The sequence below is a fragment of the Sphingobium sp. FW306-1B-F04DB genome, assembly GCF_058781925.1.
This window is the reverse complement of sequence record NZ_JBYSXE010000011.1, coordinates 52,949-77,511: the sequence shown is the minus strand read 5'-3', so window position 1 is coordinate 77,511 and position 24,563 is coordinate 52,949. Positions and strand designations below refer to the sequence as shown.

Genomic DNA, 24,563 nt, shown 5'->3' with positions numbered 1-24,563 from the left:
AATATAATGAGCGGTACCGTCCTCATCACCGGCGCAACGGCAGGCATTGGCGCAGCGGCAACGCGCCGGTTCGTCGGCGCTGGCTGGAAGGTGATCGCGACAGGCCGCCGGCGCGAACGGCTTGATGCCCTGGTCGCGGAGCTCGGGGCCGACAAGGTGCATCCGTGCGCCTTTGACATGCGCGACGAAGCCGCGATCGACGCGGCCCTCGCCGCGTTCCCCGCGGGCTTTCGCGATATCGACCTGCTCATCAACAATGCGGGCCTCGCGCTTGGTACCGGCCCCGCGCAGGACGCCGACCTGGCCCAGTGGCGCCAGATGATCGACACCAACATCACCGGGCTCATCACCGTGACGCATCGGCTGCTGCCCGTTCTGATCGAGCGCAAGGGCGCGATCATCAACATCAGCTCGACCGCCGCCACCTACCCTTATCGCGGCGGCAACACCTATGGCGGCACCAAGGCATTCGTCTCGCAATTCTCGCTCGGGCTTCGCTCAGACCTCCACGGCACCGGCGTACGCGTCACCTCGATCGAGCCGGGCATGGTCGAAACCGAATTCACGGTGATACGCACCGGCGGCGATCAGGCCGCGTCCGACGCGCTCTATGGCGGCGCTGACCCGATGACCGCCGAAGATATCGCGGAAACGCTGCATTGGGTCGCAACCCAACCCGCACACCTCAATGTCAACCGCATTGAGCTGATGCCGGTGTCGCAATCCTTCGCTGGCTTCCAGGTCGCACGCAACGGCTGAACTTAGCGGTCGCCATCCATCCTGAGCCGGGAAGCCGGATCGATGCTTCGCTCAATGATCAGCCGTTTGCTTTGACATCCCTCGTCGGTGGCTTCGCCAACGCCTCGCACAAACGATCGGTGGCCAACGCGATACGCGATTCGGCGGTCGAGCGGTTGGAGGCGCTGTTCTGCACGGCACGCGTTTCCGTATTGAACGCGAGGAGGCTGCCGACGCGCTGGTCCGGACACAGGCTGAGATAGGCGCGGAAGCCATTCTGGTCGCCGTTGTGCCCGACAACGCGCACCGCCGGGCCGTTGTCGATGAAGAAGGAAAGGCCGCTTTGCGTCGTCCTTGTCATTCGACCTTGCGTAAAGTCCTCACCGGCCGCGATTTGCGGCTGCCACATCTCCTCGAGCGAGGATCGCTTCAGGACAAGGTCGTACGTGGACCGCCGCGTCGGATCGCCGAGCAGGAAGGCCAGATACTTCGCCATATCGGGCAACGGCGCGTTGAGCCCACCGTTCGACACGGTCACACCGGTATCGACGTCAAACGGAGCCGGCACGCGCTTGCCTTCGCGGATGTAATAGCTGTGCGATCGGTACCGCAGGAGATGCGGCGGCGTGCGATCAAAATAGCTGGCGTGCATGCCCAGAGGCTTCAGGATGTTCTTGTCCACATAGATTTCGAAATCCTCGCCCGAAAGGCGTTCGATTACCTGGCCCAGATATACAATGCCGGGATTGGAATAGCTGAAACGCGTGCCGGGCCGGAATTGGACTTCGGTATAGGGAAGCATTGCCGCCAGCTGCGTCCAGCCCTTGGGTTCGAACGGCTGCCAGTCGTGGTCCCGCCAGGGCCATGTCGGCCCTCCGAAGCCGGCGCTGTGGCTCATCAAATGGCGTAGCGTGATCGCGCTCGTATTGCCGAACGGGTTACGTACCGCGGCAAGTTCGGGCACGTACCGGATGATCGGATCATCCAGCGTCAGCAGTCCGCGATCGCGCAGTTGCATGATCGCGATCCCGGTCATGGTCTTGGTGATGGATGCCCAGTGATAGATGGTTTGGGTATCGACGGGGACATGTGCCTCCGCGTCCTGCTCGCCCAAATGATCGGCGACCACGGTGCTGCCGTCGCGCACGACGTAGAAGCTGCTTCCGACAATGCCCGAGCGCTGCATTTCGGCGCGGTGAAGCTTGCGAAAGTCACTCAGCGCTGCCTCGAAGGAGCGCTCGGCCGCCACAGCCGGGCTGGCGACCTGCGACGCGGCAAGCAGGAGTATGGTAGCGAGCCGGCGCGACATGGCGATCTTTCTCCGTATGTTACGTGAATGAGCCACCTTGGCGGAGGGCTCATCTACGTGACAACTGGAAATTTTCGTGCTGCCCAGGCTTGCCGTGTTGTGCTGTCGTCCTCGAGCGCTATCCGCTTCAATTCGTCGCCCGTGCCTATTTTTTTTGGCGGGACGAGGAGCGGCGAAATCAGCCACCACCACTTGCAGGGAATGGTGCGCCCGACACCACTTCGGGTGAGCCTTTTCAACCACTTAGCGTGAAAAACAGGGGGTGTGCCAATGGCACACCTCCAGCACACTCACGCGTGGCGCAGTTCTGGCACGATTGTTCCGTTATCCGCACGGTGTGACAGCCGGTGTGCCAGCGGAACCGTGCCAGCGCCGATTAGCCCTCACTCTCGGTGGGCGCAGCCCGCCACCTCAAGTTTACCTTTGGATCACCTCAAGGGCCGCGAGCGGGGAATAGCCCTCACTCTCGGTCCTGAACCTCTCGGCCCCTGTTCTTGGGGCCCCATTCCTGAACCGAAAGAGGCACTACATGCAGATTACCCGTGAAGACGTTCGCCGCCAGATCGACCTCGAAGACGAGGGCCGGTCGCTCGGTGTGAGCCGGTACAACTCCCGCCAACTCCCTTGGAAGGTCGAGGCAGGCTCCATCGAAGAAGAAGCGAACCTCCCTCCTGGCCGCAAGCTGCTCCAGCTGATCGTCCAGCCCACTTCCGACGCCATCTCCGCGTTCCTTGAGGACGCCTGCTCCGGCAAGGCTGGTCGCCGTCACAGCGTGGCAGACTTCCTCCTTCTGTCGAACCCGACGGAGATCGCGTACCTCGCGGGTCGCTGCATGGTGAACGCCTGCTCGGGCATCAACTCGCTCCAGCACACCGCCATGCTCATCGCCAACGCGCTGATCGAGAGCGTCGAGTTCTCGTCATTCCGCGAGATGAACCGCAAGGGGTACAAGGGGTTCATGAAGTCGCAGGAGAAGCGCGGCTACTCCCGCCAGCGCCGCTCGGCAGTCAAGAAGCTGTTCGAGGCCGAGAACGTGATGGTCGAGGTCGGTCGACAGGAGCGGATCAGCATCGGCATCAAGCTCGCCGAGATCGTGACCGAGGCCACTGGCCTGTTCGCCATCGAGAAGAGCGCCCGCGCCAAGGGCTGGCTCTACATCATCCGCCCCACGGAGCCCCTGCAGAAGTGGTTGGACGACCAGAACGCCCGCTGTGCCCTGCTGGACCCTGTCAACATGCCGATGCTGGTCCGCCCGCGCCGCTGGCGGTCGCCCTCGTACGGCGGCTATCTGACCCCCCGCCCCGGCAACAAGCTGATCAAGCAGCGCAACCAGCCCTACCACGAGGAGCTTCGCAACGTCGATCTGGGCCGGGTCTACGACTCGGTGAACCACATTCAGGACACCCCGTGGTCCATCAACACCCGCGTGCTCGAGGTCGCGGACGTCCTGTGGAAATCCGGCGGTGACATTGGCGGTCTCCCTCGGTCGGAACCCGCCGAGGTCCCGGCGAAGCCCCACGACATCGACACGAACGAGGAAGCGCGGAACGATTGGAAGAGCCGCGCCGCTCGGGTCTATGCCGAGAACGCCAGCATGGTGAGCGCGCGGATCGCCTGCCACCAGAAGCTCTGGGTGGCCCGCAAGTTCGCCGAGGAGGACCGAGTGTTCTTCCCGCACGAGCTCGACTTCCGTGGCCGGGTCTATCCCATCCCCGTCGGTGGCCCCTCGCCGCAGTCGGACGATCTGGGCAAGGCTCTGCTCCAGTTCGCCGATGGTATGGCGCTCGGGACGCATGGTTCCATTTGGCTCACTATTCACATTGCCAACCTCTTCGGGGTCGACAAGGTGACCTTCCAAGAGCGTCTCGATTGGGTCTGGGCGCATTCGGACGAGCTCCTCGCCTCGGCGGAGAACCCGTACGACAACCGCTTCTGGACCACCGCCGATAGTCCGTTCAGCGCCCTCGCGGCGTGCTTCGAGTGGGCTGGCTTCATCGCCGAGGGGGACGAGTTCGTCTCCCGTCTGCCGGTGGCGCTCGACGGCTCCTGCTCGGGCCTTCAACATTTCTCCGCGATGCTTCGGGACCGCGTGGGTGGTAGTTCCGTTAACCTCACGATCTCGCCGACACCGCAGGACGTCTATCGGGAGGTCGCGGCCAAGGCGCAGGCCTACGCCGACACCCAACCCACGATCACGTACAAGGTGGGCAAGGGCGACGAGGCCAAGACGTTCACGATCCCCAACCCGTGGATGAACGGCAAGGTCACGCGGACCATCGCGAAGCGCCCGACGATGACCTACAGCTACTCGGCGACCCGCTTCGGGATGCAGGGGATGATCCTGCAGACCCTGAACGAGATCGACCGGGACGCCGAGGTGCCCCATCTCGAAGGCGCGGACAACTACCACGCCTCCGTATGGCTCTCCCACGTCATCTGGGACGCCATCAGTCAGGTGGTGGTCGCCGCATCGACCGCGATGGAATGGCTCCGCAAGGTGGCCGAGATCGCCTCACAGGCAGAGATGCCTCTGTGGTGGACGACGCCGATGGGTCTCCCGATCCTGCAGGAGTACAAGTCCTCGGTCGGTAAGCGGGTCGATACCCACTGGGCCGGTCAGCGCGTGCAGATGCTGATCTCGCTCGAGGGCAAGTCCCTCGACAAGCGAAGCCAGTGCAACGGCGTGGCTCCCAACTTCATCCACAGTATGGACGCGGCGCACCTCATGTCCGTCGCGCTCCGCTGCAAGGAGAAGGGGATCAACCACATCGCCGTCATCCACGACAGCTTCGGGACCCACGCGGCCAACACTGCACTCCTGGCCGACATCCTCCGGGAAACCTTCGTTGAACAATACACCCCCGACGTGCTCGCTCGCTTTCGCGACGAGATGAAAGGACAGCTGACCGATGAGCTTGCTGATCAACTTCCTCCGCTCCCTGCCCAAGGCGATCTCAACCTGAATGAGGTCCTCGCCAGTTCGTACATTTTTGCCTGATAGTTCCGTTTAACGCACGATTGATCCGAATAACCCTCACTCTCGGTGGGTGAAAGCCTCTCCCACCGAAGGACATCCCAAGGAGTACACCATGAAGCTTTCCCGTGAGGCCCAGCAGCGCATCGCGCGCCAGCTGGCAGAGAACAACCCCGGCATCGTCGTCGCCTTCGGCGGCGTCCTGCAGCCCGCGCAGGGCGAGCGGGAGAAGCTGTCGTGAGCCTGACCCGCTACAATAACAACCGAACCTTCAACACGCTGGTCGGCCTGACGCTCGTCAAGGCTGAGAACATCGGCGACGAGGAGATCGTCTTCAAGGCAGACAACGGTGCTGCCTTCAAACTCTACCACGAGCAGGACTGCTGCGAGAGCGTCTACGTTGAGAGCGTCACCGGCGACCTCGCCGACCTGATCGGTTCGCCCATCATCGTCGCCGAAGAGGCCAGCGCGAATGACCCCAATGCCGGCGAGAGCGGCACTTGGACCTTCTACAAGCTCGCCACGGTCAAAGGCTGGGTCGACATCCGCTTCTACGGGTCGTCGAACGGTTACTACTCCGAGAGCGTGAGCTTCATCCAGACCGAGGAAGCCGCATCATGAACATCAAGGAACACTCCACCGTCGAGATGGAGGACGGCCCGTTCACCATTGAAGTCCACGAGACCGACGGTGAGCTCAAAGGCTTCACGGTCACCTACGTCACCGCCTCGGGCAAGCAGGTCTGGTTCGAGATGCTGCGGGCCGACGCCACAGCGCTGCAGGGGCTCCTCTCGGAAGCCCTGAAGGAAGCCGACGCAATCAAGGAAGACGCCGAATGAGCTTTACCCTTCGCACTCCGCGAATGTTCGATAAGACGGACATTCAGTTCAAGCAGACTGATCTGGAAGCAGGAACCTGCGGCCTCTTCCGTGCCCCGCTGCACCAAGCTGCCAGCATGATGCCGTCGATGGCCAAGCTGATCGCGTCCGTCCCGGTCTCCCGCAAGGAAGACTACGAGATCGACATCAAGGTCCACATGCTGATGGTCGGGCAGTATCCCTGCATCCCCAACTGGCACACCGACATGGTCCCTCGGGACGAGAGCGGTCTCCGCTTCGACCTCGTAACGGGCGACGAGCGGCCAATGCTACTCTGGATCAGCGACGGTCCCGAGACCGAGTTCCTGGCCGAGGAGTTGGTCATGAACAAGCGTCCCGGCTCCCATCAGGAGATCGCCACCTTCATCCGCTACGGGGATCAGGAGTGGCGGAGCCGTCAAGCGCCTCAGCCGGTGACCCGTGCGACCCAGCGTATCCAGCCCAACCACTGGTACACGATGGACCAGCAGACGCCCCACCGGGGCATGAAGGCGACCAAGGGTGGCTGGCGGGTCTTCGCTCGGGTCACCCACAAGTCACTCGCACCGGCCCGCCCGGTCACCTCGGTGATCCGTCGGCACGCTCAGGTCTACCTCGACGCTAGCACGTTCAGCTGGTGACCCACGAATAACCCTCACTCTCGGTTCAGCAGAACCTCTCGGCCCTTCGGGGCCCTTTTCATATCCGGAGCAAAGACATGAAACTCGACCTGAACAAGCCCGTCCAGTACCGCAACGGCGCAGCTGCGACCATCATCGCAACCAACGTGGTCGCCGATCTGCCCATCCCCGACCTCGAAGGCATCCGTAAGGATCGCACAGTCGTCTCACACAGTCCCAAATACGGCTATCGCTGGCATCACGCTGACGGCACCCGTGGCCTCTTCTCTACTGGCGGAGCCTTCGACCTCGTCAACGTCCCCGAGGAAACCTTCGGGTTCGCCAACGTCTACGGCGTGAAGAACAACCGGCTTCTCCTGAGCGAGGTCTTTGACGACCGCGCTGGGGCCGAGGCCCAGCATCGCCGCGACATGTCGACCCGCACTGGCGTCCTCAAGCTCACCTACGTGAGCGGCGTGATCCGGTCGACCGCGTTCGTCGCGGACTGATGCCAGCAGCCCACACGCTCCGCGACGGTATCAGCTTCAACTGTTCCGTCGCGAAGCTGCGGGAGCCCTCCTTCAGGATCATTTCGGTCCTGCAGGACGTGGAGGACCCCGCAGCGCAGATCGAGGCGCTGTTCCTGACCACGGCGATCATCGCCCAGACGGTCAACCTCGACCCCCACGAAATGATCGCTCGTGCCCACCGGCAGATCGCCGACGCAGAGCGCAACCGCACGCCGCATGTCGATGCGATCCGCGACTATGCCGCAGGAGAACTCAGCAAATGACGAAGATTGATACCACGAAGCCGCTGGAAGCCGTCCACAAGACCTCGGGCCGTGTTGTCCCGGTGACGTTCTCCAGACGTGCCGCCCCCCATGTGGGTGGGTTCTACACCAAGGAGTGTCCCGACCCGAGCCGCACGAACAACGGATGGGACGATGACGGCACCGACCACTGCTCCCACAATGAGTGGTTCGTCCGCAACGTCGCGGAAGCCCCGAAGGTGGACTGGACGAAGCCGCTGGAGCTCACGGATGGCACCCCGGTGACGCTGTTGTCGAAGAGTGTTCCCGGTTACCGATCAATCCGCATCGACGCGGCAGTCAATTGGAATGGACGCACGTTCCCCGCCGGGACCTCGAACTTCCAGTACAAGGAGGATGGATCGCGCTTCATCGCGGACACCTTCCCCGCCGTCCGCAACGTCATCGCGGCCACCCTCGACCTCTCGAAACCCCTCGAACTCACCGACGGGACCCCGGTGGTCTACCTCGGCAAGCTCAACAGCGGGAACATCCGCGTCCGCATCCCTGCGGACCATGAGTTCCGTGGCGTTCGCCACTTCACGCCCGAGGGTCGGCGCGCGGCTCACCACAGTGTCGGCCAAGCAATGATCATCCGCAATCGCAAGGAACAACCCACCACCATGCTCAACCTCTCGAAACCCCTCACGACCCGCGATGGCCGCTCGGTCACCTTCGTCAGCACGCTGTCGAGCGGCCAGCTGCTCTTCAAGATCGCCTCGCCGAAGCTCTACGCCGAACCGGCGCTCGAAATCCGCTTTGCTGACGGTCGTGTCGTCACCACTCGCGGTGCCCTGTCGCCCGGCGACGTGATCAACAAGGTCGTCGAGACGACGGTCTTCCGCAACGTCTATGCCGACAAGGTGTCCGGGGACAGCGACCACAAGTCGCTCTCGTCCGCGCAGGCCTACTGCAAGGTCGGCAAGACCCGCATCGGCATCCTCACGGTCACCAGCGTCGATGGTGCGGTAACCTCGTCGAAGTACGCCGCATGCGTTCCGTACACCCGCCCCACGGCATTCGACACGGGCGTGTTCGTCGCGGCCTGATGCCTGACGTCCAGTACGAAACGCTGGTGGAGGAGGCTGCGAATAGCCTCCTCACCGACGGCACCATCGACCTTGAGACGATGGCCGTGGCCGACAGCCTTGGCTTCTCGATCCAAGCCCTGACGAAGGATGCGGAGCGCCTCAACTCGCTCCGTGCCTTCGCCGCCTAACAGTTCCGTTAAGGAGACAATTTCTGAGCGCAATCACTTCCCCGGTCAAGAACGTCACGACGTGCCGCGTCACCGCGATCTGGCCGAAACTGAATACCCCCGACACCAAGTTCAAGGCCGAGGGCTCGTTTGAGAGCAAGTGCGCGGTCGACGCCAATGACCCGGACTTCATCAAGCTCCGCGAAAAGGTCGACGCGCTGATCCAGGCCGAGCACGAAGCTCAGGTCCAGAAGCTCAAGGACGACAACAAGCCCGGTCTGGTGAAGAACCTCTCGACGGTCTCGCCGTTCACCGCCGAAGAAGACCCGGAAACCGGCGAGGAAACTGGCCGCATCCTGTTCAAGGTCAAGATGACCGCCTCGGGCGTGTCGAAGAAGACCGGCAAGCCGTGGAAGCGCAAGCCTGACTACTTCGACGGCAAGGGCAAGAAGCTGACCAACCCGCCCATGATCGGCGGCGGCTCGATCCTGAAGTTCGGCGTCGAGCTCGCTCCCTACTTCACCCCGAAGGACAAGCAGTCGGGCGTCAGCTTCCGCATGGAAGGCGTGCAGATCATCAAGCTGGTGAGCTTCGGCAACCGTGACGCTGGCGACTACGGCTTCGGTGCCGAGGAAGACGGCGACGAGCTTGAGAACGCGCAGAACGACTTCGGCGCGGACAACACCGGCGCGGCTGCTGGCGACGACACGGACGACGATTTGTGATCGTCGGTGCCTTGCTCGGCCTTCTGGTCTGGGCCGTGATCCTCGCGGCGGCTGACGACGGCAGTGGTCGTTCTCTCCTCTGGGGCCGTGTGATCGCCGTCGGGACCATCCTGACGCTGGTCGGCGGCTTGCTCGGCGCGGGCTTCGTTGCCCTCTTCTAAGCCCAGCCTGTTCTTTCAGATGAACGTGGAACCGAAGGTCGCACCCCGGCCCCGGTTCCGCGTCATCGGGAAGTTCGCCTCGGCTTACATGCCGAGGGACTATCAGGATTGGCAGAAGGAAGCCGCGAACCATCTGAACGCCGTCCTGTTCGGCGTCGAAGGGGTCCAGTTCGAGGGCCCTGTTGAGGTCACGCTCACTTTCTTCTGTCCCAAGCCGAAGACCACCAAGCTGCTCACCCCCAAGGGCGACGTCGACAACTACGCCAAGGCGGCTCTCGACGCGATCACCAAGGATGGCCGCTTCTGGCACGACGACACTCAGGTCGCCGTCCTCCACGCAACCAAAGTCTTCGCTGGGCCCGACACCGTCCCCGGCATCGACGTCTCCATCCAAGGACTGTGAATTACAAACCCTTGACCCGCATCGACTTCCTTGCGGTCCACTGCTCGGCAACCCCGGCAGGCGGCAAGCATGAGAACATCGGTGCGGCTGATATCCGCGCATGGCACCGAGCACAGGGCTGGCGCGACATCGGCTACCACTACGTGATCAAGCGCGACGGTACCCTCGAAAAGGGCCGTCCGGATGATCAGCCGGGTGCTCACGAGCCCCGCATCAACAACCGCTCTCTCGCCGTCTGCCTTGTCGGCGGAGCTCCCCCCTTGGGCTCCCCCGAAGCCAAGCGCGGCCTCGGCGAGAACAACTTCACTCCGGCGCAATTCAAGGCGCTCGAGGCGATCCTTCGCACCCTGAAGGCCAAACACCCAACCGCCGAAATCCTCGGCCACCGGGATGTGCCGGGTGTCCGCAAGGCGTGCCCGAGCTTCGACGTCCGCAGCTGGAGCAAGACCGTCAACCTGTAACACTGGAGATTTCCATGCCCCTCTCGGCAACCGAGAAGACCATTCGAACCCTGAAGGCCAAGGGACACATCAGCGAGGCCACCGGCGCAGCCGAGCATGGCCGCTACCGTGTCGCGGACGCCATCTTCCGTCTTCGCGGACGAGAGAAACACCTCGTCCCGAAGGGCATGGAGATCGTCACGGTCACCAAGTACGACTCCAACGGCAACAGCTACGGCGAGTGGCAGTTGCGAGAGGCCGCGTAATGGCCCGCATCAACAAGCCCAAGCCGCACCCCATCGCTCGTGAACTGGTCTTCCGGACCACCGCAATGACCGACGCGATGGTCAACGCCTTCCAAGCCGCCGGTCTCGACACCAGCGGTGCCCGCCTACCCGTGAAGCGTGAGCCCTCGTGGCACGTCAAGCGGAGGGCCTGAGCGAGAGCGAGTTCCTCTACCATCTCCCGTGCGAGACCTGCGGAAGCAGTGATGCCAATTCGATGTACTCGGATGGGCATCAATACTGCCACGCCTGCAAGGCGCTCGTTCCGGGGGATGGCGAGGAGGCTCCGAGCCAACCCAAGGAGCCCCGAGTGTCCAAGGACCTCATCCTCGGCACTGTCGAGGCCATCACGGCCCGCAAGCTCGACGAGCGGACGTGCCAGAAGTTCAACTATCAGGTCGGCGATTGGCACGGGAGCAAGTGCCATCTCGCCCCCTACTACGACGAAGTCGGAACCCTCGTCGCCCAGAAGGTGCGCTACAAGGAAGACGGCAAGAAGTGCTTCACGGTCCTCGGTGACCTGAAGAAGGCCCTGCCGCTCTTCGGCCAGCACCTCTGCCGCGATGGCGGCAAGATGATCGTGATCACCGAGGGCGAGATCGACGCGATCTCCGTCACACAGGCGATGGGCCTCAGCTGGCCTGCCGTCTCGGTCCCGAACGGTGCCGACGGAGCCAAGAAGAGCATCTCGAAGGCCCTCGCCTTCCTTGAGCGGTTCGAGAAGGTCGTGTTCCTATTCGACGAGGATGAGCCGGGACGCAAAGCCCTGGCCGAGTGTCTCCCGCTGATCGCCCCCGGCAAGGCCTTCGTCGCCTCGCTTCCTCTCAAGGACGCGAACGAGATGGTCAAGGCTGGCCGGTCGAAGGAGCTCGTGGACGCAGTTTGGGGCGCTCGGCCCTACAGGCCCGAAGCCATCGTCGACCTTGACGATATCATGGAAGACGCGCTGGAGGCCGCTGAATGGGGCCTGCCGTGGCCTTGGGTCACCATGACACGGAGCACCTACGGCATCCGCCGTGCGGCTCTCTATGTCTGGGGATCAGGAACCGGCTCCGGCAAGTCGACGCTGATGAAGCAGCTGATGGTCACCGCGATGCGGCCCGACCTCGGCGAGGATCACAGCATCCTGATCGACCCCGAAGACGAGAAGCCCTTCGTCGCCCCCGGTGCCCGCAAGGTGGCCTCGCTGTTCTTCGAAGAGCAACCGAAGCACACCCTCAAGACCCTCGGCGGCATGGCGATCCGGAAGCGGGTCCACGTTCCCGGCACCAAGTACAATCGGGACGAGCACCGCGCCGCCTGTCATTCCTTCCGGGGCCTCCTGTTCCCCATGAAGATGCGCTCGCGGAGTTGGGAAGAGGTCCAATCGACCATTCGCTACCTCGTTCATGCTGAGGACATTCGGGACTTCTTCATCGACCCCATGACCGCCTTGGTCGCGACGGTCGACGACGAGCGCCGCGCCCTCGACGCGATGATGTGCGAACTGGCAGGCCTCGCCGAGGAACTGGAGATCACCGTCCACCTCGTCAGCCACCTTTCGACCCCCGACGGCAAGAGCCACGAGGAGGGCGGCAGGATCACCGAGAAGCACTTCCGAGGGTCACGCTCGGTTGCCTACTGGGCCCACTACATGACGGGTCTGGAACGCGACAAGCAGGATAAGGACTGCCCTACCACCGTTCGTGGCCTGAAGGATCGCCTCACCGGCGATGCCGTCGGGCCCTTCATCGCCCTTCGATACGACAAGGAGACCGGACTGATGTTCGAGGTTCCCCTGCCGGAGGAAGGCGGCTCTCAATTCAAGGATGAAACTGATGACAGCCTCTAACCGGGTCGAAATCTGTCCCCAGTCCGGTAGGCCGTGCCGCTCCAACTGCGGGGTCGGACCGGGTTTCACATGGCCCCCGTGTCACGGGTCGCACGGCCCGCACGCCGATGATCCGCTGCCCGCCTCTGCTGCCCGCCCCTCACTCCCCGAGGACGCGGACAAGCGGAACGAGTTCCCGATGGCCGACGGCCTGCTGGACTACTTCCCCAACGCTCTTGCGGAGGTCTCACGGCTCTCCTTCCTGGCCACCCAGCAGCACCACCCGGATCAGCCCATGCACTGGGACCGGAGCAAGTCCACCGACCACCGCAACAAGATCATTCGCCACCTCGCCGACACCCACACGGTCGACGACAAGGGCATCGATCACTGGGCGATGGTCTGCTGGCGGGCCCTCGCTGGCTACCAGACGTACCTCGAAAAGAAGCACGGCCTTCCGCCGTCGCGAGCTTCCCGCAACCTTCCGAAGGAAACCTCATGAAGATCACCAATCTCCTCGTCCGCTTCATCATCGGCACGCTCTCGGCCACCGAGCGCCTCCTGAACGCCGCTGCGGACAGCTACGGCGCTGAGTGGACCAAGCAGCGCAACATCGCTGCCAAGGCCAACCTCGCCGCCGACGAAGCCCTGAAGTCTGCCGCACAGGCTGAGAAGCTCCGCGCTCGCGTCAAAGCGATCCTCGACTAATCGAGCAGGACCGGGTCGCGCCCGGTCAAACGTGGGGCTGCGGGGTAGCCACGTAAATCAAGCCCGCACATTCCCAAGGGAGCGCAGATGTTAATTTTCGATCTGGAGACCGACGGTCTTCTGGATGAGCTCACGCGCATCCACTGTATTCATATCATCGACGACGCCACTGGGGAGGCCTACTCCTTCAACGATGGCTGGTACGTCGATGGTTCGCCAGCGCCCCGTGACGGCAGTATCGACGACGGCATCAAGATGCTCGAGGACGCCTCCGGGGTCGCTGGCCACAACATCATCGGGTTCGACATCCCGGCCATCCAGAAGCTCTATCCGGACTTCCCGACCCCGAAGTGCGCTTTCGACACCCTCATCGCCGCCCGCGTGGCTTGGCCGAACCTCTTGGAGATCGATGCCGCCGCCGTCCGGAAGGGCAAGCGCCCCCGCGATTGGCCCTCCAAGCTGACCGGGAGCCACAAGCTCGAAGCGTGGGGCATTCGCCTCGGCGTGATGAAGGCGATGTACGACGGGGGTTGGGAAGTCTTCACGCGGGAGATGGACGACTACGGTCGTCAGGACCCTGTCGCGACCCGAGCGCTCTACCATCGCATCCTCGCGAAGAACTACGCGGAGAGTGCGCTGCGCCTCGAGTTCGATGTCGCTCGGATCATCTTCTACCAAGAGCGCCACGGCTTCCTATTCAACAGCGAGGACGCCAGCGATCTCGAAAGGGACCTGAGGGGCCGATTGGCCGAGCTCGGGGACATCCTGCGGGACACCTTCCAGCCTTGGGTGGAGCCGGTGATGAAGGGCGGCAAGCCTTTCATCTTCGTGCCCAAGCGGGACAACGCCAAGCTCGGCTACACCGCCGGGGTCGGCGTCCCGAAGTTCAAGACGGTCAGCTTCAACCCGGCGTCCCGCCATCACATCGCCAATCGCATGAAGGCGCTGTTCGGGTGGGAGCCTGTCGAGTTCACCGACAACGGCCAGCCCAAGGTCGACGAAACCACGCTCAACGGCCTCGACTATCCCGAGGCGAAGCTGCTGGTGGAATACCTGACGGTCGAGAAGCGCCTCGGTCAGCTGGCCGAAGGGAAACAGGCGTGGCTCAAGAAGGTCCGCGCCGACGGGCGCATCCACGGACGTGTCAACACGGTCGGGGCTGTCACCCGGCGCATGACCCACAGCGACCCCAACATGGCCCAAGTGCCCGCTGTCCGCGCTCCTTACGGGGCCCGCTGCCGAGCCCTGTTCATGGTCTCGACGGGGATGAAGCTCGTCGGCTGTGACGCCGAGGGCCTCGAGCTACGGATGCTAGCCCACTACATGGCTCGCACCGACGAGGGCCGCTACGCCGACACTGTCGTCAACGGCAGTAAGGACGATGGCACGGACGTTCACACTGTCAACCAGCGCCTGATCGGCCTCAACAGCCGTGACAGCGCCAAGACGTGGATTTACGCCTACCTCTACGGTGCCGGGAACTTCAAGCTCGGGTCCATCGTCTACGCCGACTATACCGACGAGCAGCGCGCCCTGTTCAACGCCAAGCACCCGCCGGGTGACGCCCGTGACAAGGCGTTCGTTCGGATCGGCATGCGGGGCCGCAAGAGGATCGAGGAGGGCCTTCCGGCGCTCGGCGAGTTGCAAGACAAGGTCAAGCGGCTCTCCAAGGCGGGATACCTCAAGACCCTCGACGGTGGCCTGCTGAAGGTCCGCTCGGCCCACGCGGCGCTCAACACCCTCCTGCAGGGCGGCGGCGCTGTCCTGATGAAGATGGCGCTGGTGATCATGGAGCGGAAGCTGCTGGCCGAAGGCTTCACGGTAGTTCCGTTAACGGGAGTGTACCGGAGAGCAGACGGTGTCCAGCTGGGCTTCGTCGCGAACATCCACGACGAGTTCCAGATGGAGGTCTCCGAAGCCTATGCGGAGATCGCCGGTCGCCTTGCGGCTGACGCAATCCGTGAGGCGGGCGAGGCCTTCGAGCTCCGCTGTCCAACCGCCGGTGCCTACCAGATCGGCAACAACTGGGCGGATTCACACTGAGCCTAAAGAAGACCCCGTCCCACAAGGGACGCGGGGTACAGAAGCTGCCACTGACGAGTTCCGAAAGGTTCCGCCAGTGGCAGCAGGCGTACCCCGAACGCAACCTACTCCGCCTCGCGAAATCCCGCGCGAAGCTCAAAGGGCTCCGGTTCGATCTCCTCGAGACCGACATCGTGATCCCTCAGTTCTGCCCGGTCCTCGGCATCCTGCTCGTCAGGGGCCAAGGCCGACCCACCGACCACTCGCCAACCCTCGACCGCCTTCTGCCCCACAAAGGGTACGTGAAGGGGAACGTCAGGGTGATTTCAGCCCGCGCCAACCGGATCAAGAACGACAGCACAGCCGACGAGCTCGCTGCGGTCCTCCGATACATGCGCGCAAACCTCCGAAGGAGAACCCCGTGAAGGGACTGACACTCAGAGCCCTCACGGGGCTCCTCATGGTCGTGCGAAAGCTCACCACCGGACGCGACAACCAAACCCCCGACGTGATCCGCATCGGTGGCATCCTGCTCGGGTTCCAGTTCATCGTCCTGGCCGGGTTCAGCTACGCCAGCTTCGACCCGATGGCCTACGGAACGGGCGCTGCGGCGCTCATCGCTGCCATCGGCGCGGCGCTGCGGATGAAGTCCACGGACGAACCGTCATGAAGACGCTCAAGGAACTCCGCCAAGAGGCGGTCGACCTCGTCAGCCACGATGAGATCGAGGCCGCTATCGAGGACATCTGCTTCCGCAACGGCTCCAACGACCACATCCGTGAATACCTCGAAGGGGTCATCGCGGAGATGAGCGAATGAGCCATTACGACTGCGACGACTGCGGCCGTTATGCAGGCGCTTGCTCCTGCGGTGAGAACGCGTTCAAAGCTCGCCAAGCGAAGCTGGCACGCCAAGCAGCCTCCCGTAAGGTCACTTGGCACGTCGTGACCCGTTGGGGCCGCGCCTGTGTCTCAGACGCCTGCCATGAAGCTGACGCCGTGGCGAAGGCCAAAGCCTTGTGGGGCGATGACATCATCCGCCTGACCAAGACGGTCACCGAGACCTTCTGGGAGGCATCATGAAGCGCGACACCTACAACGACTACTTCACCATGATCGAGGCCGTGGAACGCGGCTTCTGGTTTGAGAAGAGTCTGGCCCGCCGTGTCGCCGACCTGAAGATGCGTAGCGGCTTCTCTCGGTGCAGCAGTGCCCGGTACACCTCGTACTGCGATCTCCAGAAGTCCGCCTTCATCATGAGGGTGAGCTTCAGTTCCAGCGCGTGGACCGGGCGGTGATCACCCACGACACCATCCGGTCCCCCGACGGGGCCTACCGCTACCGCATCCTGTCCAACGACACCGTCCTCCTGACCTCCGGCGGCTTCCACAGGGAGGCCGACGCGGACTCCTGCGGACGCCACACCGCGAGTGACCCCGAGGTTCTCGCTTATCTTCCGAAGGGAACCCCATCATGATGTTCTTCGCCGCCGCATACTTGGTAGCCGCCGCAATCGCAGCGTCGACAATTCGCAAATGAGCCTCGTCGACCGAGCCATCGAGTTCGCCGCCCGTGCCCACGCCGATCAGCGGCGGAAGTACACAGGCGATCCCTACATCGTCCACCCGGTCGAGGTCATGCAGATCGTCCGCCGGTTCCCTCACACCGAGGAGATGCTGGCGGCTGCGGTCCTGCATGACGTGCTGGAGGATTGTCCCGGTTACGGAATGGCCCACCTCATCCAAGCGTTCGGTCTCCAAGTCGCCGATCTGGTCGACGAGCTGACCGAGCGGAAGACCGAAGGCAACCGAGCGGCGCGCAAAGCTGCCGAGCGGGATCGCCTCGCGAAGGTCTCGGCGGAAGCCCAGACGATCAAGCTCGCGGACCTGATCTCGAACACCAAGGATATCACCCAGCACGATCCGGGGTTCGCCAAAGTCTACCTCAAGGAAAAGAGCGACCTTCTCAAGGTCCTCACGCGGGGCGACGGGGACGCCCAGCTGACAGCCTTGTGGTTCCTCACCTTCGCCGAAACCAAACTCAAGGACGCCGTATGAACCACATATATATGTACGAGGACGGCACGTTCCTCACGCACCACCGCCGCCCCTCGACGGACCTTCAGGAAGCCGCTGTGGCCCGCAAGGCATCCATCAGCGCACAGGCGGGTTCCGTCAACGCCACCCGCAAGTGGAAGAAGCTGCCCAAGCTGACCGGCAAGGCTGTGCCGGTGGTCATCTCGTTCGGTGAGCAAGCTGCCCCGAAGGCCATCGTCGGCCTCTACGAAGAGGCCCAGATCAATTCCGATATGGATCAAGGCACCTACGTCGGCGGTTGCGATCAATACGGTGTCGACCGCATCCTCGAAGCCATCGCCAAGATGGTGGGCTGGAAGCTCCCGAAGCGTATGACGCTGGAGGAGCGCAAGCAGTGGCTCCGCGACCTGGGTCGCGAGGACGAGATCGAGTATCTCGGGGTGAACGGAGGGTGACCCCGTTGGAAATCATCGGCGCACTCGCGCTGTTCTACGGGGGCCTCTGGTTCGTCATCATGTCCGTCCTGCGGCTGCTGGACGTCGTATGACCCGCGCCACGCTGATCCGGTGGGGCCTCACCGCCCTCGCCGGGATCGCAGCAGCCTTCCTGCTGTACCACTTCCTGACCGCCCCAAGCCGCGCCCGCAAGGACGCCGCGATCTCCAACGCAACCGCCGTCACTGCCGAGGCCTCCAAAGCCGCCGCGCAGGACACCGTCAAGATCATCGTCGACACCCAGACCGTCCACGGTCGGATCGACGTCGTCACAAGGAACAACGAAAATGCGATCCGTTCTGCGGTGGGCGCAGACGAACAGGTGGGCGCTGCTGTGCATCGCGCTGGTCTCGACGCTCTCTGCCTGCGCGACACCTATCGTTTACAATCGGCCTGCCAGCGACTGCTCGACGCTGATACCGCAGGGTCTCCGTGAAGACACGCCGGGGGCGAATCTCCCGGTAGACCGTCAGGTCGGCAGCTGGATCGTCTTCGGAGACGCCCAGACCGGGCAGCTGGAGAAATCCAACACCGACAAGCGGGCCTCCATCGACATCGTCGAGGCCTGCGAAAAGCGGGACCGGGAGGCCGCGAAGAAGATCACGAAGCGCCCGTGGTGGGCGGTGTTCGGATGAAGGCCACCCACACCGACTACCTCCACCCGAAGCATCTCCGAGCCGAGATCAACGGTCAGGTCCTCTGCGTGAGCCCCAGCGCCTCGATCTACGCAACCCTCAACAAATCGTCCCTGCCCAGCTGGCGGGACCGGAAGGTGAACCCATGAAGAAACTCGCAATCTTGGTGACGATCATCGTCGCGTGCCTGCTCACGGCCTGCACCCGGCCCGAGAGCGCCGAGCGCGTGCTCACGCAGCAGGGATACCGGGACGTCAAGATCACCGGCTACGCCTGGCTCTCCTGCAGTAAGGACGACACCTTCCGCACCGCCTTCGAGGCCACCGCCCCCAACGGCGAGCGGATCGAGGGGACGGTCTGCGAAGGTGTGTTCTTCAAGGGCAAGACGGTGAGATTCGACTGATGCAGTCCCGCATCGACAGCCTCATGGAGGCCGTGGTGAACATCATCATCGGCCTCATCGTCTCGACCATCGCCAACCACTTCCTGCTCCCAGCGGTCCTAGGGGTCACCCTGACGCTCGGCGCGAACGTCCTGATCGGCGCAGCCTTCACGGCGATCTCGCTGGTGCGGTCCTACGCCATCCGGCGGGCCTTCAACGGGAAGTCCGTGTGGCAGGCGATGAAGGAGAGGTTCGCATGAGAGACCGCTTCGTCGTCCGTCGCGAAGGCGGGTACGTCGGCAAGAACACAGGGCACAACTGGCAGACCCGCAAGCCGACCTACGCCACGGTAGACCTCGACCACGCCCGCCTCTACTTCCAGAAGGGCGGCGCGACCCAAGCCGCCAAGGCGGTCGGCGGGGTAGTCGTCCGCGCCAAGCTGGTCCTCGTCGAGGCTTGACCCGCTGCCTCCTGATCGACGCTGACATCGTCGCGTACCGTGCCTCCGCAGCAAACGAGCGCCGGTACGATTGGGGTGACGGGGTGACCTCGGTCTCGGCGGACTTCGACGCCGCCAAGGAATCCGCAAGGAACACCCTCGACGAACTCATGGAGACCCTGAAGGGCGACCGAATGGTCATCTGTCTGTCGGACGATTACGACAACTTCAGGCTCCGCATCGACCCGACCTACAAGGGCAACCGCAAGGGCTCACAGCGCCCCGAGGAGCTCTACAACATCAAAGAGTGGCTAGAGGAGACCTACACCTCCAAGCGGGTCCCCACGCTCGAAGCCGACGACGTCATGGGCATCATGGCGACGAACCCGAAGGCGTCCGAGGACCGCATCATCGTCTCGATGGACAAGGACATGATGACCGTCCCTGCCCTCCTCTACCGACCGCAGGAGCCCAAGAAGGGCGTCCGGCAGGTCACCGTGGAAGAGGCGCGGCGCTATCATCTGTACCAGACGATCATCGGCGACACGACCGACGGGTATCCTGGGTGCCCCGGCAGTGGTCCTGCAGCGGCTGAAAGGTTGCTCGAAGGGATCGGATGGGAATCCTACGTCCACACCTTCAAGAGCGGACCCCGCAAGGGGCTCGAAGAGGTGCGGTGGAAGGAAGCCGACCTCGGCGACCCTTGGAAGGCCATCGTCTCGGCCTACGAGAAGGTCGGGCTGACCGAGCGGGACGCCCTCACGCAGGGCCGGTTGGCGTTCATTCTGCGCCACGGGTTCTACCGCGAAGGCCGCGTTTTGCCGTGGGTCTACGAGGGGGCCAATTAACCCTCACTCTCGGAGCAGCAGAACCGTTTCCGGTTCCATTGTTTCATTCTCCTATAGTCGACTTCAGGGTCGGTTCGGTGGCTTCGGCTTCTGGACCGGCCCTATTTTTTCGGAGCCGCCATGAGATTCCCCGAAAGCTCGACCGCACTGGTCGACGAGCTCGACCGGATGTTCCCAGAGCGGGTTCCGGAAGCAACCGACACGATGGAGGCAATCCAGCGGCAGGCGGGAAAGCGCGAGCTCATCCTGTTCCTGAAACACTGGCGCGACGAACGAGTCCGCGCTGCCGCGAGAGAGGATAGTCGCCCCCGTGTGCGTCGTTAAAGTTCCCAAGCCGAAGACGACCTCCGAGAAGGAGAAGGAGCCCATCGTCATTCGGAACCGATACCTCGACGGTGTCGATCCAGCTTCCAAGGCTCTCCGCAAGGGACGCTCCGCCCTACGGATCGAGCGCACCACCCCGAGCACCTCAACAGCAGCGCCGTCTTCGGTTGCTCCCCTGTCGAGTGTTGCCGGGGTGGCTGTCGCCCCCCGCCCCACACCCAGCACCGCACTCGCTGCGGGTGGCCGACCGTTCGCGTCGGGGGCTCGGGTGGACCTCAGATAAAGGAGGCCGATGGCCAAAAAGACCGCCTCGGGTCCTCTCATCGCGAACGCGAAGGCCCGCTACCAGACGCTTCAGACGTCTCGGAATACCGCCCTCCAGAGGGCTCGCGACAATTCAAAGCTGACCATTCCGGGGCTCGTCCCTGAAGACGGTCAGGACGCCAACGCCTCCTTCGAGCAACCTTATCAGTCCCTCGGAGCGCGCGGCACAAACAACCTCGCCTCCTGGCTGCTCGTCACGCAGTTCCCGCCCGACACTCCCTTCGCCCGTCTTACGGTTCACGAGGACGTCGCGCAGAGCCTCGGCTCGAAGCTGACGGCGGTGAAGGAAGGCCTCGCTCGGATCAGTTCCAAGGCCCAGCTGCTGGTGGAGTCCTCCGCAGCCCGCCCGATCCTCATGGAAGTTTTTCGGCACCTTGTGGTCGCCGGGAACGTCCTCCTCTACCAGCCTCTCGACGGCTCGACACCTCGCATGTACCGGCTCGACCAGTACGTCGTCTCGCGTGACGAGACCGGCGGGTTTATCGAGATCGTCGTCAAGGAGCAGGTCTACCCGTCCACGCTGACGGACGAGGTCCGCGCCTTCTGTAAGGTCGAATGGAACCCCGCCGAAGAGCGCGAGAAGATCGTCGACCTCTACACGCACATCCGCCGGGAACCCGGCAAGGGCGATCTGGTCTCCTATCAGGAGATCAACCAGATCATCGTCCCGCAGTCCGAGGGCACACAGCCCTACGACAGCCGAGGGTGGCTTGCTCTACGCTGGCAGGCCGTTCCGGGATCTGATTACGGACGCGCGATGATCTCCGAGTACGTCGGCGATCTCCTGTCGCTCGAAGACCTGTCCAAGGCCATCGTCCAGTTCGCCGCTGTCGCCTCGCGGATCATCCACGTCGTGGACCCCAATGCGATGGTCGACATCGAAGAGCTCACCGCAGCCGAGACCGGGGACTTCATCTCCGGCGTCCGCGACAAGATCGGCACGATCCAGCTTGAGAAGGCGCAGGACTTCCAGATCGCCAATGCGGTCGCGGAACGTCTCGAACAGCGCCTCTCGCACGCCTTCATGCTCCGGCAGGGCACCATGCGGGACGCCGAGCGCGTTACCGCTGAGGAAATCCGCGCCGTGGCGCAGGAGCTCGAGAACGTCCTTGGGGGCACCTACACGGTGCTCTCGGCGGAGCTCCAGATGCCGTACATGAAGCGGCTCGTCTACATCCTGCAGAAGCAGGGTGAAGCTCCTGACCTCCCGCCCGAAGTGGTTCCTGCGGTCATCACCGGCTTTGCCGCGATGGGCCGCTCGCACTCCGCGACGAGGTTGAAGGAGTTCCTGAAGGATGTCTCGGACACCTTCGGTCCCACCGGCATCCAGCAGCTGAACGCTGAGGAAATCCTCCTCCGTCTGGCCGAGAGCTACGGGATCGAGGCGGTCGACGCCATCATCAAGACTTCTGATCAGATGGATCAGGAGAACCAGACCAACATGGCGAACCAAGCCGCAATGGCCGCTGCCCCCAACATCGCGAAGGGGGCCGTGGATGCGATGAACGCGCCAGCAGAAGAAACGGAAATGCCCACCAATGTCTGATAACAAGGCACCGGCTCCCAAGAAGCCCGCTGTCGAGGCCCCCGCTGGTCTCGAATACGTCGACAACACGGACGCCAAGCGCATCCCTGAGAAAGTCGCTGAGGAAGTCCTCGCTGAGGCCTACCTCCCCGGTATTGATCGGGTCGACTACCTCTGATGACAGTCGCTGCTGAGGGGACCCCGCAAGGGGCCCCGACCGCTGAGGTCGAAGGACTGAATGCGGCGGAGCAGGCAGCGGTTGCTGTCGGCCAGCGCGGCCTTTCGGAGGCCCCCAACGCTGACGTAAAGCCTGAACTCCACCAGCGCCCCGAGGGCGTCCCCGAAAAGTTCTGGGACGGCGCGACGGGTAAGGTCAACACTGAAGCCCTTCTGAAGAGCTACAGCGAACTTGAGAAGTCTCGCGGTGCCCCGAAGGAAGAGCCGGCGGTTACCCCCGAGGCTCCTGCAGCCCCCGCCCGTCAGGACGGCAAGGTCGAGGTCAAGCCGGAAGGCGAAGCCGAAGCGGCCACACCTCTCGCGTCGGCCATTGAGGCATCGCGCAACGAGTGGGCTGAAACCGGCGAGCTCTCCGAGGACACCTTCAAGAGCCTCGAAGAGGCAGGTCTCCCCCGCGAGATCGTCAACCTCTACCTCGAAGGCGTGAAGGCGCAGACCGCTGCCCTCCTGACCTCGATCCACGAATACGTCGGTGGTGAAGAGAACTACAGCAAGATGACCGCATGGGCTGGCTCGGTAATGACCGAAGCTGAGGCCAATGCGTTCAACGCCGCCCTCGACAACCCCGACCTCCGCGAGAACGCCGTGCGTGGCCTTTATGCCCGCTACACGGCCACTCAGCCCAACGAAGGAAATCTCGTGACGACCAACGGCAACGTCTCGGTCTCCGGCGAGGTCTTCCGCGACCGCAACGAGCTCATCGCGGCCCAGAAGGACCCGCGCTACCAGACCGACGCCCGCTACCGGCAGGATGTCGCTGAGAAGCTCCAGCGTTCGCAGGCGACTGGCTCGATGGGCCGTGTGGTCGAGAGCGGCCTGTTCGCTCGGAAGATCATCTCGAACTAATCAACTTGGTGCCCAAGCCGTGCCTGCGGGAATCGGCGGTTCAATGGTGTGAAGACGCGTGAGGAAAAGCACACCAGCCAAGTCAAGTTTTCTCCCTGACACGTCGCCACCGGCTGATCCCTTGGTCGCGCCGTGTCTTGGAAACCCTCCGGCCTGATCCGCCGGGGCTCCTCCGGTTGCCCATGAGGCTTCCGATCCCGTTCTCCTAAGATAACCCTACGGGGCTCTGGGCCGTCTGCGGACGACAACCCACTGCCACGGGCCTTGAGGCGACGGTTGCAACCCTAAACGCCAATCCAAAAAGAAAAGAACAAGGACAAGTGGCAAACAGCACTCCTTCGCGTCCCGGTCAGAACCTCCTCGCAGGCTCGCCCGAGGCGCTCCTGATGGACCTGTTCGGTGGTGAGGTCATCACCGCCTTCGAGCAGAAGACCATCATGCGCGACAAGCACCAGACCAAGACCCTGAGCAAGGGCCGCGCATTCAAGTTCCCGGCCATCTGGAAGGCCAGCGGCGGCTACCACACGCCGGGTACGGAGATCACGGGCGACCAGATCGCACACACCGAGATCACCATCGATCCCGACGACAAGCTGGTCGCTTCGGTGTTCATCTCGGACATCGACGAAATCCTGAACCACTACGAGGTTCGCGGCCCGTACACGAAGGAGCTCGGTGAGTTCCTGGCACGTCACTACGACGCCAACGTGATGCGGACCATCGTGCTCGCGGCTCGCGGCGCTGCGCTCTTCTCGGGCGATCAGGGCGGCACGGGCCTGCAGAACGCGAACTTCGCGACCTCGGCGACCGACCTCATCGACGGCTTCTCTGCTGCCAAGCAGGCGCTGGACGAGAAGGACGTCCCCGTCGACTCGCAGCCGGTTCACGGCCTCCTGAAGCCCGCTCAGTGGTACCTCGTTGCTCGCAGCGACAAGAACCTGAACCGCGACTTCAACGGTGGTGTCGCAACCATCCAGAACATGACGCTGAAGACCATCGACGAGATCATGGTCCACAAGTCGAACCTGACGCCCTTCGGCAACGACGACAGCGCGAACACGGCCATCCCGGTCGAGTACCGCGCCAAGTTCGGCACGACCGTCGGTGCAGTCTGGACCCCCTACGCGGCGGCTTCGGCCATCGTGCAGGACGTCGGCTTCCAGATCGTCGATCAGCCCGAGAAGCAGGGCACCCTGCTGATCTCGCGCATGATGGTCGGTACCCGCAAGCTCCGCACCAAGTGTGCCGTCGAGCTCCGCACGGGTGCGGTCCCGGCGTAAGCCAAATGAATGGGGATGGGTCTTCGGACCTGTCCCCATTTTTTCGTGTCGGTGAGCCCGTGGAGGGCGCTCCGGTCTCCAAAACCGTGAGCCGCCGGTTCGATCCCGGCCACCCTCGCCACTCCTATCGGAGC

General features: G+C 63.4%; 37 protein-coding genes and 1 pseudogene. 37 read left to right on the top strand and 1 reads right to left on the bottom strand.

Features of this window, described 5'->3' with window-relative positions:
* Positions 1-6: 6 nt before the first annotated feature.
* Positions 7-759: an SDR family NAD(P)-dependent oxidoreductase gene (locus AC3WJD_RS08030; RefSeq protein ID WP_492746072.1), complete on the top strand. Its 753-nt coding sequence runs from the start codon at positions 7-9 to the stop codon at positions 757-759.
* A 58-nt stretch (positions 760-817) separates the two neighbouring features.
* Here AC3WJD_RS08030 and AC3WJD_RS08025 read toward each other — a convergent pair whose 3' ends face one another.
* Positions 818-2,047 carry a serine hydrolase domain-containing protein gene (locus tag AC3WJD_RS08025; RefSeq protein ID WP_492746071.1) on the bottom strand — a complete coding sequence of 410 codons (1,230 nt, stop codon included), beginning with the start codon at positions 2,045-2,047 and terminating at the stop codon, positions 818-820.
* Positions 2,048-2,576: 529 nt separating this feature from the next.
* Here AC3WJD_RS08025 and AC3WJD_RS08020 point away from each other — a divergent pair.
* The 36 genes and pseudogenes from AC3WJD_RS08020 (at position 2,577) to AC3WJD_RS07845 (ending at position 24,429) form a co-directional block, all read left to right on the top strand.
* Entirely contained in the window at positions 2,577-5,045 is a 2,469-nt protein-coding gene (locus AC3WJD_RS08020; protein WP_492746070.1) for a DNA-directed RNA polymerase, read from the top strand.
* Between the two features lie 91 nt (positions 5,046-5,136).
* On the top strand, positions 5,137-5,262 hold the full coding sequence (locus AC3WJD_RS08015) for a hypothetical protein (RefSeq protein ID WP_492746069.1): 126 nt from the start codon (positions 5,137-5,139) through the stop codon (positions 5,260-5,262).
* Positions 5,259-5,642 carry a DUF7448 domain-containing protein gene (locus AC3WJD_RS08010; RefSeq protein ID WP_492746068.1) on the top strand — a complete coding sequence of 128 codons (384 nt, stop codon included), beginning with the start codon at positions 5,259-5,261 and terminating at the stop codon, positions 5,640-5,642. Before AC3WJD_RS08015 ends, AC3WJD_RS08010 begins: the two co-directional genes overlap by 4 nt.
* Positions 5,639-5,860 carry a hypothetical protein gene (locus AC3WJD_RS08005; RefSeq protein WP_492746067.1) on the top strand — a complete coding sequence of 74 codons (222 nt, stop codon included), beginning with the start codon at positions 5,639-5,641 and terminating at the stop codon, positions 5,858-5,860. The genes AC3WJD_RS08010 and AC3WJD_RS08005 overlap by 4 nt, the downstream gene beginning before the upstream one ends.
* Positions 5,857-6,519: a hypothetical protein gene (locus AC3WJD_RS08000; RefSeq protein WP_492746066.1), complete on the top strand. Its 663-nt coding sequence runs from the start codon at positions 5,857-5,859 to the stop codon at positions 6,517-6,519. The genes AC3WJD_RS08005 and AC3WJD_RS08000 overlap by 4 nt, the downstream gene beginning before the upstream one ends.
* Before the next feature lie 77 nt (positions 6,520-6,596).
* A complete protein-coding gene (locus tag AC3WJD_RS07995; protein ID WP_492746065.1) occupies positions 6,597-7,007 on the top strand; it encodes a hypothetical protein in 411 nt (136 codons plus the stop codon).
* The gene (locus AC3WJD_RS07990; protein WP_492746064.1) at positions 7,007-7,291 is read left to right on the top strand and encodes a hypothetical protein; all 285 of its coding nucleotides are present in this window, start codon (positions 7,007-7,009) and stop codon (positions 7,289-7,291) included. Before AC3WJD_RS07995 ends, AC3WJD_RS07990 begins: the two co-directional genes overlap by 1 nt.
* Positions 7,288-8,358 carry a hypothetical protein gene (locus AC3WJD_RS07985; RefSeq protein WP_492746063.1) on the top strand — a complete coding sequence of 357 codons (1,071 nt, stop codon included), beginning with the start codon at positions 7,288-7,290 and terminating at the stop codon, positions 8,356-8,358. The genes AC3WJD_RS07990 and AC3WJD_RS07985 overlap by 4 nt, the downstream gene beginning before the upstream one ends.
* Entirely contained in the window at positions 8,358-8,528 is a 171-nt protein-coding gene (locus AC3WJD_RS07980) for a hypothetical protein (protein WP_492746062.1), read from the top strand. Before AC3WJD_RS07985 ends, AC3WJD_RS07980 begins: the two co-directional genes overlap by 1 nt.
* Positions 8,529-8,551: 23 nt before the next feature.
* A complete protein-coding gene (locus tag AC3WJD_RS07975) occupies positions 8,552-9,232 on the top strand; it encodes a hypothetical protein (protein WP_492746085.1) in 681 nt (226 codons plus the stop codon).
* Positions 9,229-9,393 (top strand): hypothetical protein, encoded by a 165-nt coding sequence (locus tag AC3WJD_RS07970; RefSeq protein WP_492746061.1) that lies wholly within the window; start codon positions 9,229-9,231, stop codon positions 9,391-9,393. Before AC3WJD_RS07975 ends, AC3WJD_RS07970 begins: the two co-directional genes overlap by 4 nt.
* Before the next feature lie 19 nt (positions 9,394-9,412).
* Positions 9,413-9,796, top strand: a complete 384-nt coding sequence (locus tag AC3WJD_RS07965; RefSeq protein WP_492746060.1) for a RusA family crossover junction endodeoxyribonuclease — start codon at positions 9,413-9,415, stop codon at positions 9,794-9,796.
* 11 nt (positions 9,797-9,807) lie between these two features.
* Complete coding sequence (locus AC3WJD_RS07960; RefSeq protein WP_492746059.1) at positions 9,808-10,257, top strand: N-acetylmuramoyl-L-alanine amidase; 450 nt, start codon at positions 9,808-9,810, stop codon at positions 10,255-10,257.
* A gap of 14 nt (positions 10,258-10,271) precedes the next feature.
* Positions 10,272-10,502 carry a hypothetical protein gene (locus AC3WJD_RS07955; RefSeq protein ID WP_492746058.1) on the top strand — a complete coding sequence of 77 codons (231 nt, stop codon included), beginning with the start codon at positions 10,272-10,274 and terminating at the stop codon, positions 10,500-10,502.
* The gene (locus tag AC3WJD_RS07950) at positions 10,502-10,675 is read left to right on the top strand and encodes a hypothetical protein (protein ID WP_492746057.1); all 174 of its coding nucleotides are present in this window, start codon (positions 10,502-10,504) and stop codon (positions 10,673-10,675) included. The genes AC3WJD_RS07955 and AC3WJD_RS07950 overlap by 1 nt, the downstream gene beginning before the upstream one ends.
* Positions 10,651-10,785 (top strand): annotated as a pseudogene (locus AC3WJD_RS07945) (primase-helicase zinc-binding domain-containing protein); the annotation flags it as partial. The gene AC3WJD_RS07950 and the pseudogene AC3WJD_RS07945, both read left to right, overlap by 25 nt.
* Positions 10,786-10,830: 45 nt before the next feature.
* Entirely contained in the window at positions 10,831-12,351 is a 1,521-nt protein-coding gene (locus tag AC3WJD_RS07940) for a toprim domain-containing protein (protein WP_492746084.1), read from the top strand.
* 178 nt (positions 12,352-12,529) lie between these two features.
* Complete coding sequence (locus tag AC3WJD_RS07935; protein WP_492746056.1) at positions 12,530-12,832, top strand: hypothetical protein; 303 nt, start codon at positions 12,530-12,532, stop codon at positions 12,830-12,832.
* A complete protein-coding gene (locus AC3WJD_RS07930) occupies positions 12,829-13,038 on the top strand; it encodes a hypothetical protein (RefSeq protein ID WP_492746055.1) in 210 nt (69 codons plus the stop codon). Before AC3WJD_RS07935 ends, AC3WJD_RS07930 begins: the two co-directional genes overlap by 4 nt.
* A gap of 87 nt (positions 13,039-13,125) precedes the next feature.
* On the top strand, positions 13,126-15,081 hold the full coding sequence (locus AC3WJD_RS07925) for a DNA polymerase (RefSeq protein WP_492746054.1): 1,956 nt from the start codon (positions 13,126-13,128) through the stop codon (positions 15,079-15,081).
* Positions 15,082-15,481: 400 nt separating this feature from the next.
* Positions 15,482-15,730, top strand: coding sequence for a hypothetical protein (locus AC3WJD_RS07920; RefSeq protein ID WP_492746053.1), 249 nt, complete (start codon positions 15,482-15,484; stop codon positions 15,728-15,730).
* The gene (locus tag AC3WJD_RS07915) at positions 15,727-15,879 is read left to right on the top strand and encodes a hypothetical protein (RefSeq protein WP_492746052.1); all 153 of its coding nucleotides are present in this window, start codon (positions 15,727-15,729) and stop codon (positions 15,877-15,879) included. Before AC3WJD_RS07920 ends, AC3WJD_RS07915 begins: the two co-directional genes overlap by 4 nt.
* Positions 15,876-16,142 (top strand): hypothetical protein, encoded by a 267-nt coding sequence (locus AC3WJD_RS07910; protein WP_492746051.1) that lies wholly within the window; start codon positions 15,876-15,878, stop codon positions 16,140-16,142. The genes AC3WJD_RS07915 and AC3WJD_RS07910 overlap by 4 nt, the downstream gene beginning before the upstream one ends.
* Complete coding sequence (locus AC3WJD_RS07905; RefSeq protein ID WP_492746050.1) at positions 16,139-16,357, top strand: hypothetical protein; 219 nt, start codon at positions 16,139-16,141, stop codon at positions 16,355-16,357. Before AC3WJD_RS07910 ends, AC3WJD_RS07905 begins: the two co-directional genes overlap by 4 nt.
* Positions 16,358-16,594: 237 nt before the next feature.
* A complete protein-coding gene (locus tag AC3WJD_RS07900; RefSeq protein WP_492746049.1) occupies positions 16,595-17,116 on the top strand; it encodes an HD domain-containing protein in 522 nt (173 codons plus the stop codon).
* Between the two features lie 11 nt (positions 17,117-17,127).
* Positions 17,128-17,550: a hypothetical protein gene (locus AC3WJD_RS07895; protein ID WP_492746048.1), complete on the top strand. Its 423-nt coding sequence runs from the start codon at positions 17,128-17,130 to the stop codon at positions 17,548-17,550.
* An 88-nt stretch (positions 17,551-17,638) separates the two neighbouring features.
* Positions 17,639-18,025 carry a hypothetical protein gene (locus tag AC3WJD_RS07890; protein WP_492746047.1) on the top strand — a complete coding sequence of 129 codons (387 nt, stop codon included), beginning with the start codon at positions 17,639-17,641 and terminating at the stop codon, positions 18,023-18,025.
* Positions 18,026-18,369: 344 nt separating this feature from the next.
* Entirely contained in the window at positions 18,370-18,627 is a 258-nt protein-coding gene (locus AC3WJD_RS07885; protein WP_492746046.1) for a hypothetical protein, read from the top strand.
* Entirely contained in the window at positions 18,627-18,866 is a 240-nt protein-coding gene (locus AC3WJD_RS07880; protein WP_492746045.1) for a DUF7220 family protein, read from the top strand. Before AC3WJD_RS07885 ends, AC3WJD_RS07880 begins: the two co-directional genes overlap by 1 nt.
* Positions 18,863-19,066 (top strand): hypothetical protein, encoded by a 204-nt coding sequence (locus AC3WJD_RS07875; RefSeq protein ID WP_492746044.1) that lies wholly within the window; start codon positions 18,863-18,865, stop codon positions 19,064-19,066. Before AC3WJD_RS07880 ends, AC3WJD_RS07875 begins: the two co-directional genes overlap by 4 nt.
* On the top strand, positions 19,063-19,893 hold the full coding sequence (locus tag AC3WJD_RS07870) for a hypothetical protein (protein ID WP_492746043.1): 831 nt from the start codon (positions 19,063-19,065) through the stop codon (positions 19,891-19,893). Before AC3WJD_RS07875 ends, AC3WJD_RS07870 begins: the two co-directional genes overlap by 4 nt.
* Before the next feature lie 120 nt (positions 19,894-20,013).
* Positions 20,014-20,217 (top strand): hypothetical protein, encoded by a 204-nt coding sequence (locus AC3WJD_RS07865; RefSeq protein ID WP_492746042.1) that lies wholly within the window; start codon positions 20,014-20,016, stop codon positions 20,215-20,217.
* A gap of 292 nt (positions 20,218-20,509) precedes the next feature.
* Complete coding sequence (locus AC3WJD_RS07860; RefSeq protein ID WP_492746041.1) at positions 20,510-22,087, top strand: portal protein; 1,578 nt, start codon at positions 20,510-20,512, stop codon at positions 22,085-22,087.
* Complete coding sequence (locus AC3WJD_RS07855) at positions 22,080-22,244, top strand: hypothetical protein (RefSeq protein ID WP_492746040.1); 165 nt, start codon at positions 22,080-22,082, stop codon at positions 22,242-22,244. Before AC3WJD_RS07860 ends, AC3WJD_RS07855 begins: the two co-directional genes overlap by 8 nt.
* Positions 22,244-23,149 carry a capsid assembly protein gene (locus AC3WJD_RS07850; protein WP_492746039.1) on the top strand — a complete coding sequence of 302 codons (906 nt, stop codon included), beginning with the start codon at positions 22,244-22,246 and terminating at the stop codon, positions 23,147-23,149. The genes AC3WJD_RS07855 and AC3WJD_RS07850 overlap by 1 nt, the downstream gene beginning before the upstream one ends.
* Positions 23,150-23,535: 386 nt before the next feature.
* Positions 23,536-24,429 carry a major capsid protein gene (locus tag AC3WJD_RS07845; RefSeq protein WP_492746038.1) on the top strand — a complete coding sequence of 298 codons (894 nt, stop codon included), beginning with the start codon at positions 23,536-23,538 and terminating at the stop codon, positions 24,427-24,429.
* Positions 24,430-24,563: the final 134 nt, after the last annotated feature.